General features: G+C 30.4%; 14 protein-coding genes and 1 tRNA gene. 12 read left to right on the forward strand and 3 right to left on the reverse strand.

The window, feature by feature from the left end; all coding sequences use genetic code 11:
• The first annotated feature begins 352 nt into the window (after window positions 1-352).
• Complete coding sequence (locus WC223_01550) at window positions 353-1,339, forward strand: hypothetical protein (protein MFA6922914.1); 987 nt, start codon at window positions 353-355, stop codon at window positions 1,337-1,339.
• A gap of 50 nt (window positions 1,340-1,389) precedes the next feature.
• On the opposite strand, the gene WC223_01555 is transcribed toward WC223_01550, so the two are convergent.
• Both WC223_01555 and WC223_01560 read right to left on the reverse strand, forming a co-directional pair.
• A complete protein-coding gene (locus WC223_01555; protein ID MFA6922915.1) occupies window positions 1,390-3,318 on the reverse strand; it encodes a choice-of-anchor L domain-containing protein in 1,929 nt (642 codons plus the stop codon).
• 38 nt (window positions 3,319-3,356) lie between these two features.
• Window positions 3,357-6,146: a T9SS type A sorting domain-containing protein gene (locus tag WC223_01560; protein ID MFA6922916.1), complete on the reverse strand. Its 2,790-nt coding sequence runs from the start codon at window positions 6,144-6,146 to the stop codon at window positions 3,357-3,359.
• Between the two features lie 415 nt (window positions 6,147-6,561).
• On the opposite strand from WC223_01560, the gene WC223_01565 reads away from it, so the two are divergent.
• A tRNA-Met gene (locus tag WC223_01565) sits at window positions 6,562-6,627 on the forward strand.
• Window positions 6,628-6,822: 195 nt separating this feature from the next.
• Here the strand turns inward: WC223_01565 and WC223_01570 are convergent.
• Window positions 6,823-7,572, reverse strand: coding sequence for a hypothetical protein (locus tag WC223_01570; protein MFA6922917.1), 750 nt, complete (start codon window positions 7,570-7,572; stop codon window positions 6,823-6,825).
• A 703-nt stretch (window positions 7,573-8,275) separates the two neighbouring features.
• Between WC223_01570 and WC223_01575 the strand changes: the two genes are divergently transcribed.
• The 10 genes from WC223_01575 (at window position 8,276) to gdhA (ending at window position 18,520) form a co-directional block, all read left to right on the forward strand.
• The gene (locus WC223_01575) at window positions 8,276-9,100 is read left to right on the forward strand and encodes a type IV toxin-antitoxin system AbiEi family antitoxin (GenBank protein ID MFA6922918.1); all 825 of its coding nucleotides are present in this window, start codon (window positions 8,276-8,278) and stop codon (window positions 9,098-9,100) included.
• A 3-nt stretch (window positions 9,101-9,103) separates the two neighbouring features.
• Entirely contained in the window at window positions 9,104-9,913 is an 810-nt protein-coding gene (locus tag WC223_01580; protein ID MFA6922919.1) for a nucleotidyl transferase AbiEii/AbiGii toxin family protein, read from the forward strand.
• A 283-nt stretch (window positions 9,914-10,196) separates the two neighbouring features.
• Window positions 10,197-11,669 carry a transposase gene (locus WC223_01585; GenBank protein MFA6922920.1) on the forward strand — a complete coding sequence of 491 codons (1,473 nt, stop codon included), beginning with the start codon at window positions 10,197-10,199 and terminating at the stop codon, window positions 11,667-11,669.
• Between the two features lie 445 nt (window positions 11,670-12,114).
• Entirely contained in the window at window positions 12,115-12,429 is a 315-nt protein-coding gene (locus tag WC223_01590; protein MFA6922921.1) for a helix-turn-helix transcriptional regulator, read from the forward strand.
• Window positions 12,430-12,438: 9 nt separating this feature from the next.
• Window positions 12,439-13,704, forward strand: coding sequence for a HipA domain-containing protein (locus WC223_01595; GenBank protein ID MFA6922922.1), 1,266 nt, complete (start codon window positions 12,439-12,441; stop codon window positions 13,702-13,704).
• Between the two features lie 119 nt (window positions 13,705-13,823).
• On the forward strand, window positions 13,824-14,933 hold the full coding sequence (locus WC223_01600; GenBank protein ID MFA6922923.1) for an ATP-binding protein: 1,110 nt from the start codon (window positions 13,824-13,826) through the stop codon (window positions 14,931-14,933).
• Window positions 14,934-14,943: 10 nt separating this feature from the next.
• A complete protein-coding gene (locus tag WC223_01605; protein MFA6922924.1) occupies window positions 14,944-16,317 on the forward strand; it encodes a sigma-54 dependent transcriptional regulator in 1,374 nt (457 codons plus the stop codon).
• A gap of 200 nt (window positions 16,318-16,517) precedes the next feature.
• On the forward strand, window positions 16,518-16,805 hold the full coding sequence (locus tag WC223_01610) for a hypothetical protein (GenBank protein ID MFA6922925.1): 288 nt from the start codon (window positions 16,518-16,520) through the stop codon (window positions 16,803-16,805).
• A gap of 44 nt (window positions 16,806-16,849) precedes the next feature.
• Window positions 16,850-17,122, forward strand: a complete 273-nt coding sequence (locus WC223_01615) for a hypothetical protein (GenBank protein MFA6922926.1) — start codon at window positions 16,850-16,852, stop codon at window positions 17,120-17,122.
• Window positions 17,123-17,185: 63 nt separating this feature from the next.
• A complete protein-coding gene (gene gdhA, locus WC223_01620) occupies window positions 17,186-18,520 on the forward strand; it encodes an NADP-specific glutamate dehydrogenase (GenBank protein MFA6922927.1) in 1,335 nt (444 codons plus the stop codon).
• Window positions 18,521-18,702 lie beyond the last annotated feature (182 nt).

Below are 18,702 nucleotides of genomic sequence, written 5' to 3' on the forward strand. Positions count from 1 at the left end.
GAAAAGAAAAATCATGAATAAGAAAGTGCAATCCCCTGCTCTGAACGTATAATTTTGAATCATCTGCATCGTATAGCAAGATAGCGTGTGGACTGTCCACTTGGGTGAGACAGCCACACGCTATCTTGTCGGGGAGTGCCCCGAACCCCCTGCCAAATCATAGATTTGCTTTTTTGAGCCCCAAAAGTACTCAAGTGCGGAATTTATTTTATAAAAGTTGTAAATGAAAAAGGAGTGAGTGTGGAGAAGTTTGTTAAAGAATGAAATTCTAAAAATATTGAAAATGGTCGGGGTTCTGGTTTTTTTATTGAATTTATTTAGCTCGTTAAAATTAATTACCTTTGTTTACAATATGAGGATAATAATAATTATTTCGCTTTTTATTGGAATTATAAAAGTTTCGTTCTGTAGTAGCGGTGCAGAAGACGACAGAACTTTGACAGAGTTATTGTTTAATGGACAAGCAGGTACGATTTTTACTTGTAAAATATTAACCATGACTACTCCTCCGAAACACAATGATAACAATGATAGTATTGTTATTATATCAAAAGATGGAGGAGAAAATGGCGGAACATCAACAGCAAAAATTATTAAGGTTTATTTTGGAGTGGCTGACAGTAGTGTTATTACATTGAATACGGGGTCGTTTTTACAAATAGGTAAAACCTATCTTATATATACAAATGGGGTAGGTACAACTTTCAATTGCTGGAACAGGACTAAACAAATTACGGATATTCCCGATTCTACTTTTGAAGTGCTTTTAGTTAAACAATTCTCAGATATATTCAAGAACAAAACGACAGGTAAATTTAGCTTCAAAAACGCAAAAGGAATTATGATAGCAGAAGGAAAATATAAAAAAGGAATTCCTGTTGGTATTTGGAAACATTATTACGACAATGGAATTATCAAGGCCGAGTATGATTTGAAAAATGACATAATTTCACAGTATTTTGCCAACGGATTTATTAAAAATAAAATAACAATAATAAAAAACAAAGATATATACGAAGCATTTTCAACCAAAGTAAATGGTCAATTAGAAAGAAAAGCAATTGAAATAAAAAATGATACGGGTATGGTTGTGCAATATTATGAATATTATGATAGTGGAAATCTTAAAAATGTATACGGATATATATACATTAATTTGGGCGGTTCTTCATGTGAAGGTAAGACAGGAACCTATGAAGAATACTATGAAAATGGCAAGTTAAAGTTAAAAGGGCAATATGACCACAAAAGACGGGTAGGTCTTTGGCGGTGGTATTACGAAAATGGAGAATTCTATGCTGAATATGATTACAAAGATGGTGCAAACGGAGAAGAATAACAATCGCTATCTTGTTGGGGAGTGCCTCAAGCTACAACATGCCAACATGGCTATCTAATTACTGTTATATTTCCATGCAATTCCCATTCCTTCCCGTCTTTTCCCATTGCTGAAATAATGTAGTAATATGTTCCGTTGGTATGGTGATGTGCATCCCAACCGTTATTTATATTGGTTGTTTCGTATATTTTTGATCCCCACCGATCAAATATTTTTATATTAAAACATTCGAATTCTTCTTCATGTTTTACTTTGAATATATCATTTTTCCCATCGCCGTTGGGAGTAAATATATTTGGCACCAACAAAGAAGATTTATCATGAACAATAATTTCCTTCTCAATTGTATCTGCACATCCCAAATTATTATATGAAATCAGCTTAACCATATAATCGCTGGGTATGTTGTATATATTTGTGGGATTTTTATCATTTGAAAAATTATTGTTCCCAAAATTCCAATACCAACTTGTTGCGTCGCTACTTGAGTTATCATAAAAATGCACAACAGGATTTTCTATACATATATATTCAGGTTCGGCAGAAAAATCAGCTTCTGGCGGTTTTGAAAATGTTAATAATGCATTTGTGCTGAATGTTTGCATACATTTATCAGTAATTTTAAGGATTATATTTTGAGGAGTTGTAAAATAGCAAGAAAATGTGCTGTCGTTTGAAGTTCCGCTATTCCAATCATATGTGTATGGCTTTAGCCCACCTTTTACCACTGATTTGATATTCAATTTATCGCAAAATACGCCTGAATTTGGAATTAAATAAGCGTTAATGTTTTCTCTGTTTTTTAAAAGCAAAGATACTTTTGCAATATAATAATCCCCATTGCATAAAGTGTCCCCTATTGAAATATCAATAGTTTTATTATTTGAATTTATTGTGTCTGCTATTGTATTTATCGAAATCGTATCATACATTTGACCCGTGTTCATCTGAATTTGCGAAGGAATGCCAGTATAATCAATACCATTAATTGCAGTACCAGAAGTATTAATTTTGTATGTTTTATTTTTTTGAATGTTATAAGTTCTTCTGATTATCAGCTTTGCATTTCCGCATCCTTCGTATAAAACAGTATCATTGCCACTATAAGAAACAGAAGGAATTATCTTTAATGGTTCGGAATTGAAAGAGTTCGCTTTGAGCAATACTCCTGAATCCTGACAAGAACCACTAACATCAGCAACAGCAAATTTTAAATGATATTTGTTGCAAGGAATAGTATGAGATATGGCTGTTAAAACTGTGGTGCTTCCGTTAAAAATAAAATTACTGTCATTTGTGTGGTCTATGTAATATTTTGAATAATCTAAGCTAATACAATTAGCAGGATTCCACATTGGATTGCCGGAATGTCCATTGTTTATTGAATTTATAGAAACGGGGTAATTTGTTCCTGGAACAATTGCAATATTTTCACAACCAATAATACCTGGTCCTGAAATGAAAAATGCAAACACATCGTTCATTTTATTACATACGTTATAATTATATTCTTCCGAAGCAAACACGTATTCAAATTTAATGCTATCACCAATTGGAATAAAATCAAACTCAAGAACAGCGGCATCAAAACTTGCATCGGGTGGTGATGGAAAATTAAGAATAGAATCAAGTTGTTTGTCGCCATAAGTGGCTTTAAAAAAATTAGATGTATAGCTTGCTGGTTTTGAAAGACCATAAGGCGGATCAAGTTTGCCTGATGTTAAAATTATTCCGCTATCAATTCCAATATTTACATTTTTTGCAATGAATTTGCCAATATCTTCTATTGGTGCTGTCGGGGGTTGTGAAGAAAAATGATACCCTTGAAAACTAACATTGGAAATAGTTACGCCATAACCACCAAATATTTTTTTAACTAAAGTATCTAATTTAGCAGGGGTAGTATATTCGGTATAGAATTGTGCAAATAGAATATTTGTTTTGATTAATAAAATTATAAACAAAACAATTTTTTTCACATTACGCAGTATTCCATATTTTACAAGCACTTGAAATTTTATAATTTAATCCATTTCATTGTTTTAAATCCGTCACTAAAGTTAATCTGAATATAATACATTCCTGCCTGTAATTCATCTGCCGGTATTTTATATATGTCTTCCCCTTTTTTAATTTGTTGAGGATTCGAAGAACTTACAAGTTGTCCCATAAAATTGTATAAATTGAATTGTGCCCACGAATCTTTTTTTAAATTAAGTTTAACAATAAGATTTCCGTTTTCGATGGGATTTGGGAAACAAGATATTTGTATATCTTTTGAGTTGATTTCTTTTACTGAAAAACCAATACAATATTTTGGACTTAATTCTATATGTCCTTCGTCGCAACTTGGTATTGCTGATGAATAATGATCTACTTCATATCTTCCTCCGTTTATTGCACCAGTTGAATGTTTAATATCTATTCTATTGCTTGCAATAGTATAACCTGCTTTTGAAGCATAAAACATTACCTCATTATTTTGATTTGCATGAAGTAACAGGATCCCGTGTCCTAATTCATGAGCAATTGCCTGAAAAAAATCGTATTTTCCAGATTGTAAATCTATACCACCACTATCTATTTGCCAATTTTTAGTTGAGTTAATTGAAATATCAAATGAGCGTATATAAAATTTTTTGGGATAACTAGACAAACATGTTTTTACATCTGTAAAGCTTGTTGACATTAAAACATCAGGGGGTAAAACTGCCGATAATATTGTACAAATACCATCAGGATTATCTAAAGTTGTTGTATCTGTCCCTAACTTCCAGTTTATACCAGTAGCACAGACCCATTCATGAATAGCTTTATTAATTACCGGCTTTGCAGATGGGAAAAAAGTATTAATATTAGTATTGCAACGAATTGTATAACCTCCCGAATCATTTTGTTTGGAAAGATTAATATTTGCTTTTTGGTAAATTGGGTAAATATCAATATATTGATACAAAGCATATGGAATGGTAATTTTTGTTGTCGTTTCGGATGAATTCGTTGTGAAGTTCTTAACTTTAAATAAACCGCTTCCTGGCTTTGGATTACGATTGCTTTTTTTAGTTTGTCCCTCAAGAGTAGAAGGAAGTTTAATAACAATTTTATTATCTGTCCAACTAATTGTATCGTAATCATCAATTCCTATTGGATTGTCATTCAAATCAACAGGATAAGAAACATCACTTGTATCAGCATCCTTAAAAATAACAGTACCTGTATTTTTCTTTTCACCAAAATATTTACCAGTTATTGTTAATAAAGACCCATTTCCCGCAGGAACATTATTTGTAAAAGTACTATTAATAATGGGCATACACATTTGGTCGGAAATTCCTGTTCCATAATAAGTGTTATCAAAGTTTATTGCATATTGAGCACTATCATTTGGATTTAGAGTATAAAAAGAAAACATCGGAGTAAATGCCTTCTCAGCAAAATCAACATCAGAATAATTGCCGCATCCGCTGACTGCAATTTTTATTTTTATATGCACAAGAACTTCGGGTAAGGATGTTAATAAGGTTCTGTTTAATGCGGGATAATTAAAAACCGAACTAAAAGGTATGTTAATTTCAGAGCTCGTCAAATCAGCTTTGTCGCTATTGGGATCCGTATATGTAGGTATGTTAAATGCAGTACCTCTTGTTATGGTAATATTGTTATTTGCAACGATATTTGAACCAAAAGTTGCATTATTATATGACAAACGTATTAAACAATTATCAAGGTATCCATAGGAATAAGAATAAACTAAGATATCAAATTCCAGATATGCATTATTTTTATCTGTTCCTGTGAGTTTTGAATTGGCAATATCAAGATTTAAATCGTCACCTCTTGTTTTTTTAATTTTTTTTTGAGTGTTATTCTGCTGTTGCTTTTTCCATTCTTCAAACGTCTTTGTTGTATCTATTTTATGTATTTTAATCATTTGTTCCATTCGTTCATTTGATTTCTTCAAATTTTCTTGATAACGAATTTTATTTACACTATCAGTTTTTATTTTGTTAATGCTATCATTTCTCAGCTTTTCTATTCTTTTTTCTTCTTCTCCACAATAATCCTTTGCTTCTGTATCCAAATTTAGTTTTTTCAAAAAAGTGTAAAAATCATAAGGATAATAAAATCTTTTCCCATCCCTATAAGCATAAGTAATATCTTCTTTTGTTGAGTGAACATCGTTTATTTCACTTTCAACAAGTATCTTATAATCTTCTACTGGCATATTATTACCAATCCAATTAGTATTTATTCCAATATATCCTAATGATGACGGATAAATACTCAAAGAATTATTAAATACGAATCTTGTTTTTCCAGTGTATTTGGCATCAGTGCAAAAGAAAATAGCATTTTGTTTTTTTTGATTAAGAAAAATAAAAGGTTCTTCAATAAGTTTGCAACCGGTGCAAAATTGTCCTTGTAAACAACCTAAAGCTGAATCACCTTTTTCGGTAGGATACACATAAAACATCATGTAATTTGGCGAACTTTTAGTAATTATTTCAATAGTTCCTTCTTTTAGTTTTTCTGCACCTTTAAAAATTTGACATATCTTTATTGTTGCTGAACTAAAGCCATAACCAAGTTTTCCGTTCGGTAAATGAAATTTTCCATCGGGTAATTTATTACCTTGTTCATCACCAAAATAATATTGAACATCTATTATTTCTCCTTTAAATACGTAAGGAATGTTTTCTACTTTCTTTTTTAGCTCATTAATATTTAATTCTTTTTCTTGTGAAAAACCTACTATTTGTAAGAAAAAAATACTAGCAATTAAAAGTAAAATCTTTTTGGGTTTCATAATTTTTAAAATTTAATTTAAACAAAGTTAAAATTAAAATTTTCAATTAAACAAAAAATGTCATTTTTTTATTAACATTTTCGTGTTGAGGAAATCCTTAGTTTGTCTGAGAATACAGAAGCATGAAAAATACCTATAAAAAACAAGAAAAATACCTGTTTTATATAGGAAATATTAATATATTTTAATATAATATTTCGTAGTCATTGTTAGGAAACTATTGAAAACACTGAATTTTTATATATACGATATTTATGTGTTTATTTGTGGAAATTTATTTCAGGATTTGTAATTTGGATTATTATATTGAGAATCATTTTTCTAATCAAAAATTTCGAGGTGCAGAAATGTATCAAAAAGCACAGAAAAGCATCAAAATGTATCAAAATGCACAGGGGTAAATTGCTAACTATCAGTAAATCAGGTTTAAGTTGGTAGACTCATAATCTGTGGGTCCCTGGTTCGAGCCCAGGTGGGCCCACAAACGCCGAGATGCACGACTGTAAAAGGTTTTAGCAGATTCGGCGTTTGTTTTTTTAGCCCCCTTTTAGTGCCAGAAAATAGCGGAGTGCGGAAAAAATTTGTTTTTCCTTATCTTTCAATGGTTTTGGCATTATCTTTTTTTCTTATTTTATCAATTTCGTCTTGCCTACTTTCTAAATCCTGCTCAAACATTTTAAATTTTCTTGCCGTAGTAAGCATTTTCACGAATAATATTTCTTGTCCTATCTATACCTGCGAGTTTAAAATAATAATAAATTTCAGGAATATTTTTAATTTTTATTTCTTCATCATTACCTTTCGTTAGCTCTCCGAATTCGTATTTGTAATAATTATATGCATTTTTTATATTTGTTAGAATATTTGCTAAATGGAAAATTTTAAAAATATTAGTGATTCGTTCTTCATTAATTTGTTGGTTTGTCTTTGTCGTATAATTGTATGATATAATTTTTCTTATTAATTCATTACATGTGTCAATTGAATCATCGTTAGCACTGACAACATCTACTTCTGCACCATATATGTCTTTTAATTTTATTTGTGATAAATCATCATTGTTACTTATTGAATTTGTTTTTTCTTTTTTGTTTTGATTGATTATTTCATTGCTTATGATAAAAAAATTACTATTAGTAATGGCTAAAATATAATTTATAAGTTCTATGTTGGGTAAATCTATTTTTTCAATTAAATCTTCAATTTTTCGTGACAAATCATTATGAACTATATTAAGTAAAATTATTGCATCAACACTATCAGCGGAACTCTTATTACATTCATCTTTTAAATCTTTTGACTTTTTTAAATATTCTTTTATTTCATTTATAAATAATTTTAAATCAAAACTATCATTAAATGGTTCTGCAAATTCATTTTTATTAATTATTTCTTTTATGAAATATGCGTTAGAAGTGTTTTTCATAAATTAATTTTATTAGAATTGTAAAATTAATTATAATTCTGCCTTCAAAGAAAAATATTTAATTGTTGATTTAAAGCTGATTTTAATTTATTTATAAATGATTTTTATCTGTTAAGATTAATAATTTTTTCTTTTCTTTTGAGGTGCGGAAATGAGGTGCAGAAAAAGGTGCAGAAATGTATCAAAAAGCACAGAAAAGCATCAAAAGGCCTCGAAATGCACGGGGCTAAACAGCTAACTATCAGTAAATCAGATATAAGTCATTAGACTCATAAATTCTGGGTCAATGGGTAGCTTCGTAAACGCCTTGCCTTATCAGCAAAGTGATAGGTCTGGACCCACAGTTTATTTATCTGTGGGTCCATGATTTTTTTAAAATGGTCGCAAAAACTGAAACAACCTGATTCAGTTTTGGAAATTCCGAAACAATTTGTTTCAGAATTAGAAGTTCTGAACCGGCTTGGTTCAGATTTGAATATACACTACTGAAGTGCCAATAATTATATAATCAGATTTAGTTAGCTCTTTTAGGAAAAGAGCATGTACACAAAAGAAAAATGTATGTTTTGTAATTTTATTATTTATACAAAAAGAATTTATTTTAATTTCACCAAAATAGATTTCATTTTTTGCTTGTTTAATAAATTTGTTGTATTTTTGTTATGTTTTATATTTATAATGTGATATACCAATTCATATTCAAATGACAAAACATAAGACATTAGGTACACCTTCTGCTATTCTTTTAAATAAATTTAATGAAACGGATAAGCAATTCTTCACTATTGCCGATGCTTCTGCGATTTTAAAAGATTCTTCTGATGATACTTTAAGAAAACTTCTAAGTATCATGGTAGAAAGAGGATTGTTAATGAGAATTAGAAATGGTCTGTATCATATTATTCCGTATGACAAAGATCCCAAGACATATCAACCCGACTGGCATTTAACAGCAATGCATTTGATTGACACTAATAATTTTTATATCGGTTATTTTAGCGCTCTTTCTATTTATAATCTTACAACTCAACCTTTGTTAAAAGAGCAAATTGTAATAAATAAAAAAAATGAAAAGAAAATTATTTCTGTTAAAAATATTGAATTTGAATTAATTTATCATAACAAAAAACATTTTTTCGGTGCAAAAAATATATGGATTGATAATTTCACAAAAGTTAAATGCAGTGATTTGGAAAAAACAATTATTGATTGCCTTTTCATTCCCATGCATGGTGGTGGAATAACAGAAATAGCAAAAGCAATATATAAGTCAAAAGATAAAATTAATTTTAAAAAACTTTATGATTATTTAATTAAATTCGATAGTCAGGCAGTAATAAAGCGTTTGGGATATCTGCTGGAATTACTGGGAATAAAAAATCCTATAATTGAAAAGTTATTAAAATTAAAAACTAATTCATTTGTGCCTCTTGATCCTTCCTTAAATAGCGATGGAAAAATATTGACCAGATGGAGTGTGCAACAAAATATGGATATAGAAACTATTAAATCTTCAATGAAAAATTAAATTATGATTAAGCCCGGTGAAATTCAGAAGCATGCTGCCATTAATAAAGTAAAGGATGGTCAAATAGAAAAAGATTATGTAATCACGTGGATTCTTTATGGTATTTCTCGAAATAAATTTTTACATGAAAATCTTATTTTTAAAGGTGGCACTGTTATAAAGAAGGCATATTTCAAAGATTACAGATATTCTGAAGATTTGGATTTTACTCTGAAAAATGACAAAATTGATAACGAAAATTTATTTTCTGAGTTTGAAAATCTTTTTGAGTTTGTATTGGAAGAAGCCAATATTCCGCTAAAAAGAAATCCTGAAACAAATTTTGAATCCGGTAATGTTAATTTTTATATTGCTTATGGAGGACCGCTTGGTGGCACATTTGGAAAAAAAGATTTAAAAATTGATTTTACAAGAAACGAATTATTATGTTTTAAAGAACAGGATAAGTCAATATTCAGAGTGTATTCAGATTTAGAAAAAGATTTTTCAATTAAGTGTTATCAAAAGCAGGAAGTATTAATCGAAAAAATGCGTTCATTGATGGAACGCACTCAGCCAAGAGATATTTATGATTTGTGGTATTTATTTGAATTTGGTAGCTTGAAGATTATTGATTATTCAAATGAATTTAAAAGAAAATTATCTCATAAAAATTTTAATCATGAGAACCTCATTGATAAAATTAATGAGAAAGAGCACAAATTTAAAGGAATGTGGGAAAAATATTTAGGTAATCAGATTCACAATTTGCCGGATTTTGACGGCGTTTATAGAGAATTGATGAAAAATTTACGGGAAGTTAATTTTAAATAAACAGTACTTTAGATTTTTTTTCGTTTTGAATGTGCAGAAATGTATCAAAAAGCACAGAAAAGCGTCAAAAATCCTCGAAATGCACCCTCGTAAACAGCTAACTGTCAGTAAATCAGGTTTGTTTAAGAATACTCATAAATTGCGGGGCAATATGCTGTTTATCAAGCGTTAAGCTATAACTCCGCAACATAAATACGTAATATGTTAATAAAATGTTAGCAATATAAGTTGATTGCTAACATTTTTTATTGTTAATTTGCATTACGTAAATACGTAAATAGATATGACGAAAAATAAAACAAAAAGGAAATCAGTACATCCCGAGTGGGTGGTACTGCACAGAAAGCCAGGCACAGAGCTTAGGCATATAAACAACAAGTACTACTTGTATGAAGTAAGCAGTAAATATGATGCTACTCTTAAAAGATCAAAAAAAATCACAGGGAAACTTTTAGGAAGAATAACTGAAGAAAAGGGATTTGTAGAATCCTCAAAAAATAAATTAAGAAAAAAAGCGGAGCAACCTGTTATAATTGATAGGTTAAGCACAAAAGAATTTGGTTCACAAGAATTGGTTAGGCGATTAGCATCAAAGCATATTAAAGCATTGGAACTTGAGTTTGGGGAAGATGCAAAACTTTTATTTATATATGCGTTTTTTCGTTTGACAGAACAAGCACCAATAAAAAATATACCAATATATTTCACGCATTCGTTTTTGAGTGAAGAATGGAAAGATATTAAAATTTCAGATAAAAGTGTTAGTCAACTATTAAGAAGGGTTGGCTGCAATAGAGAAAAAATAATGAACTACCAAAAACATTTCACTAGCGAAGGAGAAAAAATATTATTAGATATGACACATATTCTTACCCACTCACGTAATATAGAAGGGTCGCAAATTGGGTATAATAACTCCATGACATTTGAACCACAGGTAAATTTGATGTACCTGTTTTCCGCCAAACAGCATGAGCCAATATACTATCGTTTGTTACCCGGTAACATAAGAGATGTAAAAGCATTTACACTAACAATGCAAGAATGTAGATTAAGTAATGTGGTTTTAATAGCTGACAAAGGATTTTATTCAAAAAAAAATATTGAAATTTTAAATGAAGCAAAATTAAAACATATCATTCCTTTACAAAGAGTATCATCTCTGATACATTATCCGGCAAACAATACAACAAACAAAAAGATGTGGGACGGTTATTTTACTTTCAATGAAAAAATAATTTGGTACAAAAAAACGGAAAATGTAACGCTATATTTAAATCAAGAGCTGAAAATAGCAGAGGAAAAAGATTATTTAAAACGAGTAGAAGCAAAAAAGGAAAATTATACAATTGAAACTTTTTATGAAAAACAACAGCATTTTGGAACATTGGCTTTATTGACAGAACCGAATAATACTAAGACCGCCGAAGATATTTATATTGAATATAAATCAAGAACAAACATAGAAACAATGTTTGATGCATTGAAAAACACTATTGACGCAGACAGAACTTATATGCAAAATAACGAAGCATTAGAAGGATGGATGCTTGTTAATCATATTGCACTTCAATTATACTATACTATCTACCAGAAACTATTAGAACAAAAACTTTTGAAAAAATATTCTGTCACTGATTTTCTGAAATTTACTCATAGAATTAAAAAAGTAAAAATCAACGATTGCTGGCGACTTGCCGAGATAACCAAACCTGTTAATGCCTTGCTTGAAAAATTAAATTTACATATTACGTAAATCGGTTGCGGAGTTATGGGTTAAGCATTGTAAATAAGGAAAATAACAAGTGCCCCACAGTTTTTTTAACTGTGGGGCACTTGTTCGGGTATAATGGATGCAAATAAAAATGTACAAATGATAAGCATTTTGACTTTTTTATTTTTTTAAAATTATTTTTTTTAATAAAAATTCTTCACCTCATTTTTTCACTTTTACTTCACCTTGCTCTTCACCTCGTTTTATAAAAAATAGAAATTCAATGTTTTAAAAATTAGGGACACACAGTTTATTTATCTGTGTGTCCATGGTTCTATCGAAACCCCGTAAAGTTGGCATGTTCACTTTTTTGTAGAAAATTTAAAATAATAACAACAAGAATCCTTCTTTTTTTTAATAAAAAGATTTTAGATAACATTGTATATTTGAAATGTTTTGCTTATTTTTGTGTCAAATATGAAATATTATGAAAAACAAGAAACATATATTACTACCCGAAACCCTAAAAATCCTTAGTGAATTTGGTGAAAATTTGAAGTTAGCTCGTTTACGTAGAAAACTCAGTGCTCAACAGATTTCCGAAAGAGCTAATATCGGTATGTCGACGCTATGGCGTGTTGAAAAAGGTTCTCCAAGTGTTGCCATAGGAACTTATTTACTAGTACTTTTTGTGCTTGGGCTTGAGAAAGATTTGTTAAAAGTGGCTACAGATGATGTATTAGGGAGAAAACTCCAAGATGCTGAATTAATTGTTAAAGAACGTGCTCCAAAAATAAAATAATAAAATAAAATGAAGAAGGAACAACATAGAAAAATATTTGTTTATGCACATTGGAAAGGCATGAAGAATCCTGCTTTAATGGGAGTGCTTCATGCAACTCACTATCGCAATAACGAAATTTTCTCTTTCGAATACACGAAAGAATGGCTGAATTCGGGCTTTTCGCAATTTCTTGACCCTGACCTTCAGTTATATTCAGGACAACAATATGCAAAAGAAGGAAAACAGAATTTTGGTGTTTTCCTTGATTCATCACCTGACCGTTGGGGCAGATTATTGATGAAACGACGAGAAGCATTGTTGGCTAAAGAAGAAAAAAGGAACGCAAACAATCTTTTTGAATCAGATTTTTTACTCGGTGTTTTTGATGAATATAGAATGGGGGCGTTGCGTTTCAAGCTTGATGAAGCCAGTCCTTTTCTTGACAATAATGAACGACTTGCTTCACCGCCTTGGACATCACTAAAAAAATTAGAATATGCAAGCATGCAATTGGAAAAAGACGGTGCTATTTATGACCCCAATTATAAAAAATGGTTAGAAATGTTAATTGCACCCGGCTCTTCATTGGGAGGTGCTCGTCCTAAATCAGCGGTATTGGATGATAAAAATAATTTATGGATTGCAAAGTTTCCAAGCAGAAATGACACGAAAGATGTTGGTATGTGGGAAATGATCATTCATGAATTAGCATTAAAAGCAGAAATAACAGTACCTGAAATCAAAACCATGAAATTCACAGGGAAATATCATACTTACCTTACAAAAAGATTTGACAGAACTATTAGAGGAGAAAGAATCCATTTTGCATCAGCGCTAACAATGTTAGGATATAACGATGGCACAAATGCCAGCGATGGCGTAAGTTATCTTGAACTAGCTAAATTTATTATTCAGCATGGAGCAAATGTTGATAATGACCTTGAGGAACTTTGGAAAAGAATTGTTTTTAATATCTCAGTTTCTAACACAGACGACCATTTACGTAATCACGGTTTTATTCTTACAGAAAAAGGATGGATTCTTTCGCCGGCATTTGATATTAATCCTAATGAATCAGGAACTGGCTTATCACTTAATATTTCTGAGAACGATAATTCGCTTGATTTGAATTTAGCTTTAGAGGTTGCAGAATTTTTTCGCGTTAATAAAAAAAGAGCTGAAGAAATAATTTTAATTGTAAAGAAATCCGTAGACAATTGGCACACCTTAGCAAAAAAAATGAAAATCTCTAAAGAAGAACAAGAGCAGATGGCATCAGCTTTTGTAAAATGAAAAACATTAGATGTCAAGCACATTTTAGAATCTGCTTAAAGAACCCCAAAAGTCAAATTTTCCAAACTATAAAAAATTTCAAATAAAAATCTAACTTTGTATTTGAAAATTCATTAATAATGAAACAAAAAAATAATTTACATTCCATCGAAACAGCATTGCATGAGCGAGTCAAAGAACTTAGCTGTCTTTACGGTATTTCTGAAATAGCTCATCAAGAAAAATTATCTTTAAATGAACTTTTAGAGAATATCTTGAAATTGATACCATCTGCTTGGCAATATCCTGAATACACCGTTGCAAGAATAACTTTAGACAACAATCATTTTAACTCTGTCGAATTTCAGGATTTACCTTTCAAACAATCGGAAAAAATAATCATCAAAGGACAACAAAGAGGATATGTTGAGGTTTTTTATATCAAAGCAATGCCTGATGCTGACGAAGGTCCATTTCTTAAAGAAGAAAGAAAGCTAATAAAAGCTATTGCCCAAAAACTTGCTTTAATAATTGAACGAAAAGAAGAAGTAGAACAAATGAAGTTATTGCAATCGCAAATACAGCATGCTGACCGCCTTGCAACTATTGGAGAACTCACCGCAGGTATAGCGCACGAATTAAATAATCCCCTAAATAGCATTCTTGGCTTTGCTCAGCTCATCACAAAAACCGACAATCTAAGTGAGCAAGTAAAACAAGATATTGAGAAAATAATAAAAGCATCTTTACATGCAAGAGAAATAATAAAAAAGCTTATGTATTTCACGCGAGAGATGCCCCAGGTTTTTAATAAAGTTAACTTGAATCAGGTTGTAAAAGATGAAATGTATTTTATTGAACCTCTGTGTAAAAAAGAAAAAATAAATATTTTATATCATCTTGCAGATAATCTTCCTTTTATTCTTGCTGATAATCTACAGCTTAATCAGGTCTTAGCTAATCTTGTTGTTAATGCGATACAAGCCATGCAGGAAAAAGGAGTATTGACTATCTCCACATATTTTAATTCAGAATCTGTTTTCATGAGTATTGAAGATACTGGAATTGGAATGTCTGAAAAAATTATGCAGAATATTTTCGACCCTTTTTTTACAACTAAAGCAACTGGTAAAGGAACAGGACTTGGATTATCTGTCGTTCATGGAATAGTTTTTAACCACAAAGGGAAAATAAATGTAAAAAGCAAAGAAGGTATTGGAACAAAGTTTGAAATTGAATTTTCTATATAAATCAATTGATATGAATAACCCAGATATAAAAAGTCCTAAGACAATTTTAATTGTTGATGACTCCATAGAAACATTGGAATTGCTCAAACGCAATTTAGATAACTTCAATAAAGGTTACCACGTATATAAAGCAACAAATGTTACTGATGCAATACAAAGATTAAAAACAATACCGATAGACATTGTTATTACTGACTTGCGAATGCCCGAAATTGATGGAATACATCTTGTAAAATTTGTCAGAGACAATTATAAGAATACGGAAGTATTGGTTATAACAGGATATCCTTCAATAGAAACTGCTATTGATTCAATAAAATCCGGTGCAGAAGAATATTTAATAAAACCTTTTACGGAAGAAGAACTCCTTAAATCATTGCAAAAAGCTTCAAGTAAACTAATTGCTCGTAAATTACTTGTAGATAATAAAAATATTCATGGTAATATTTTTGGAATTATAGGCGAATCCGAACCTATGCGTCATGTTTTTAATATAATTGAAAAAATTTCTTCAACCAATGCTACAGTATTAATAACAGGTGAAAGCGGAACGGGGAAAGAACTTGTCGCTCGGGCTATACATTACAGAAGCAATCGCTCTAACATGCCTTTTATTGCTGTTAATTGTGCCGCTTTACCCGATGAATTATTAGAAAGCGAATTATTCGGACATATAAAAGGAGCATATACAGGGGCAAGTGAAACACGAGCAGGTTTTTTTCAAGTAGCTGACAAAGGTACTATCTTTTTAGATGAGATCAGCAACACCAGCCCTTCTATGCAGGCAAAATTATTAAGAGTATTGCAAGAGAGAGAATTTTACATGGTAGGAGATAAAAAATCAATTAAAGTCGATGTACGTGTGGTTGCTGCAACAAACGTTGATTTAATGTATCTTGTAAAAAATGAAAGTTTCAGAGAAGATTTATATTATCGTTTAAATGTTGTTAATATTCATATCCCTCCTCTAAGGGAAAGAGGCAATGATTTATTGCTTTTAATTAACCATTTTGCTAACCGGTATAGTAAAGAATTAGGAAAAAGTAAAGTCCCTGTTTTAAGTGATAAAACCATAAATGCATTAAAAAAATATTATTGGCCCGGTAATGTAAGAGAATTACAGAGTTTGATTAATAATTTAATTATTATGTCGGAAAACAATAAAATAGAAACAAACGACTTGCCTCATTCAATGCGATTTTCCATTAAGCATACTCCTAATACTAATAAGTCGCTTTTAGAAATAGAACACGAACATATTTCAAATGTTTTAGCTTCTGTAAATAATAATAAATCTGAAGCTGCACGAATTCTCGGAATTGATAGAAAAACTTTGCGTGATAAATTTAAAAATATTTCTGCGAAAACAGAAAATCTCAAATAGGGAATTATTCCCCAACTGGTACAAAACTCCCCGCCTTTCGTATGTTTTTATTGCCTTTGATTTATTCTTCCAAGAATAAATAATTAATTTTAATTTACTGATTGTAATGCTGTTTGGGCTGCTTTATGAGTATTCTGTCTTTTGCTTTTTATTTATTGGCACAAACATTGAAAACCATATAGCAAAATTAAAAAACACACATGGAAAACAATATTTCAAATAAAACACTTAGCAGCTTATGCTCCACTTGCGTTCATGAAAATGTTTGTATGTATCTGCAATCATATAAAGGTAATATTTTGCAATGCGAGGAATTTAGCACAGAAGATAATCAAATGACAGATAAAAATATTATAATTCAAAAAGAAGAAAACAAAATACAAGAACAGGAAAACCGCACTGGACTTTGTAAAAATTGTGATTTGCGAAAAACTTGTATGCTGTATTCGCCAGACAGAGTTGTATGGCATTGTGAAGAATATTTGTAAACAATAATTATATATAAATTAACTAAATTAATGGAGGTCAAGTTATGAAACAATCAAATAATAATATCGAAACCGGCATTTGTTCAACATGTAATCATATTGAAAAATGTCTTTTTAATCAATCAAATCCAGAAGCTAAAATATATTGCGAAGAATTTGATGATTACGTAAATGTTCCAAATATTTTTATTGCTAACAAAAAAGAGAAATCTTATGTTGACAATAAACCCTTAAATCTGCATATAAATTGTGATAATAAAGCAAATTGTATGTATAGAGATACTAAAACGAAATTGTATTGTGAAGAGTATTTGTAATAAAATTTATTTGTAATGAATTAAATTAATTAATTATTAAAAATTAAAAAAATGAAAAACGAGATGAATGTTAATGATTTTATGCAAGGTATAATAAGCAAAAATCCAGGAGAATTGGCTTTTCATCAAGCCGTAAGAGAGTTTGTGGAAAATGTAATCCCATTTATTAATGATAACACCATATACATAAAACATAAAATAATGGAAAGGATTGTTGAACCCGAAAGAGTAATTATGTTTAAAGTTAACTGGGTAGATGATGCTGGCGAGATTAGAACAAACAGAGGATATAGGGTTCAGATGAATAGTGTTATTGGACCTTATAAAGGAGGATTGAGATTTCATCCAACTGTCAGTTTAGATACACTTAAATTCTTAGCTTTTGAACAAACATTTAAAAATAGCTTAACTACGTTATCACTCGGAGGTGCTAAAGGCGGCTCTGATTTTGACCCAAAAGGAAAATCAGATAATGAAATAAGAAAATTTTGCGAATGCTTTATGTTGGAACTGTCAAGATACATAGGTCCTAATTTAGATGTTCCTGCTGGTGATATAGGCGTTGGAGGTAGAGAGATTGGTTATTTGTTCGGACATTACAGGAAAATTAAAAATGAATTCACAGGTACAATAACAGGCAAGGGTACTTCTTGGGGAGGTAGCTTGCTACGTCCTGAAGCAACAGGATTTGGTGTTATTTATTTTTTAGAAGAAATGTTAAAAAAAATAAATACAACTGTTAAAGGAAAAACTATTGCTGTTTCCGGATTTGGTAATGTTGCCTGGGGAGCAGTTATGAAAGCAACAGAGTTGGGAGCAAAAGTTGTTACAATATCTGGTCCTGATGGTTATATTTATGACCCTGACGGAATAAAAGGAGAAAAAATAGATTTTATGTTGGAATTGAGATATTCTAATAAGGATATAGTAAAGCCGTATGCCGACAAATATAAAGTAAAATTTATTCCGAATAAAAGACCTTGGGAAGTTCCAGTTGATATTGCAATACCATGTGCAATTCAAAATGAATTGGGAAAAGAAGATGCACAAAATATTATTAAAAATAAAACCATTTGTGTTGTTGAAGGAGCGAATATGCCTTGTACAATAGACGCTATTAAGTTATTTCATGAGGCAAAAATATTGTATGCTCCAGGCAAAGCAGCTAATGCCGGTGGAGTTTCAATATCAGGTATTGAGATGGCTCAAAACAGCTTGCATCTTTCATGGACATCCGAAGAGGTTGACGAAAGATTAAAACAAATTATGAAAAGCATTCATGATACCTGCGTGAAATATGGTAACGAACAAAACGGATATATTAATTATATGAAAGGTGCTAATATAGGGGGATTTGTGAAAGTAGCCAATTCAATGATAGAACAGGGCTTGGTTTAATATTATCAAACCATTCAGTGAAGACAGTTAAGATTTGTAGCCAAATTTAAAGTGTTTATATTAATATATTATAAATACATATAACTGTCTTCACGGCTATCATTGACTTTTAATATAAAACAATCTGAATACAAAAAAATATGCGTAAGTAAAATAAACATTTCAAGTAAAATAGGATTTAT

Source organism: Bacteroidales bacterium (genome assembly GCA_041671145.1).
In the GTDB taxonomy this organism is placed as follows: domain Bacteria; phylum Bacteroidota; class Bacteroidia; order Bacteroidales; family JAHJDW01; genus JAQUPB01.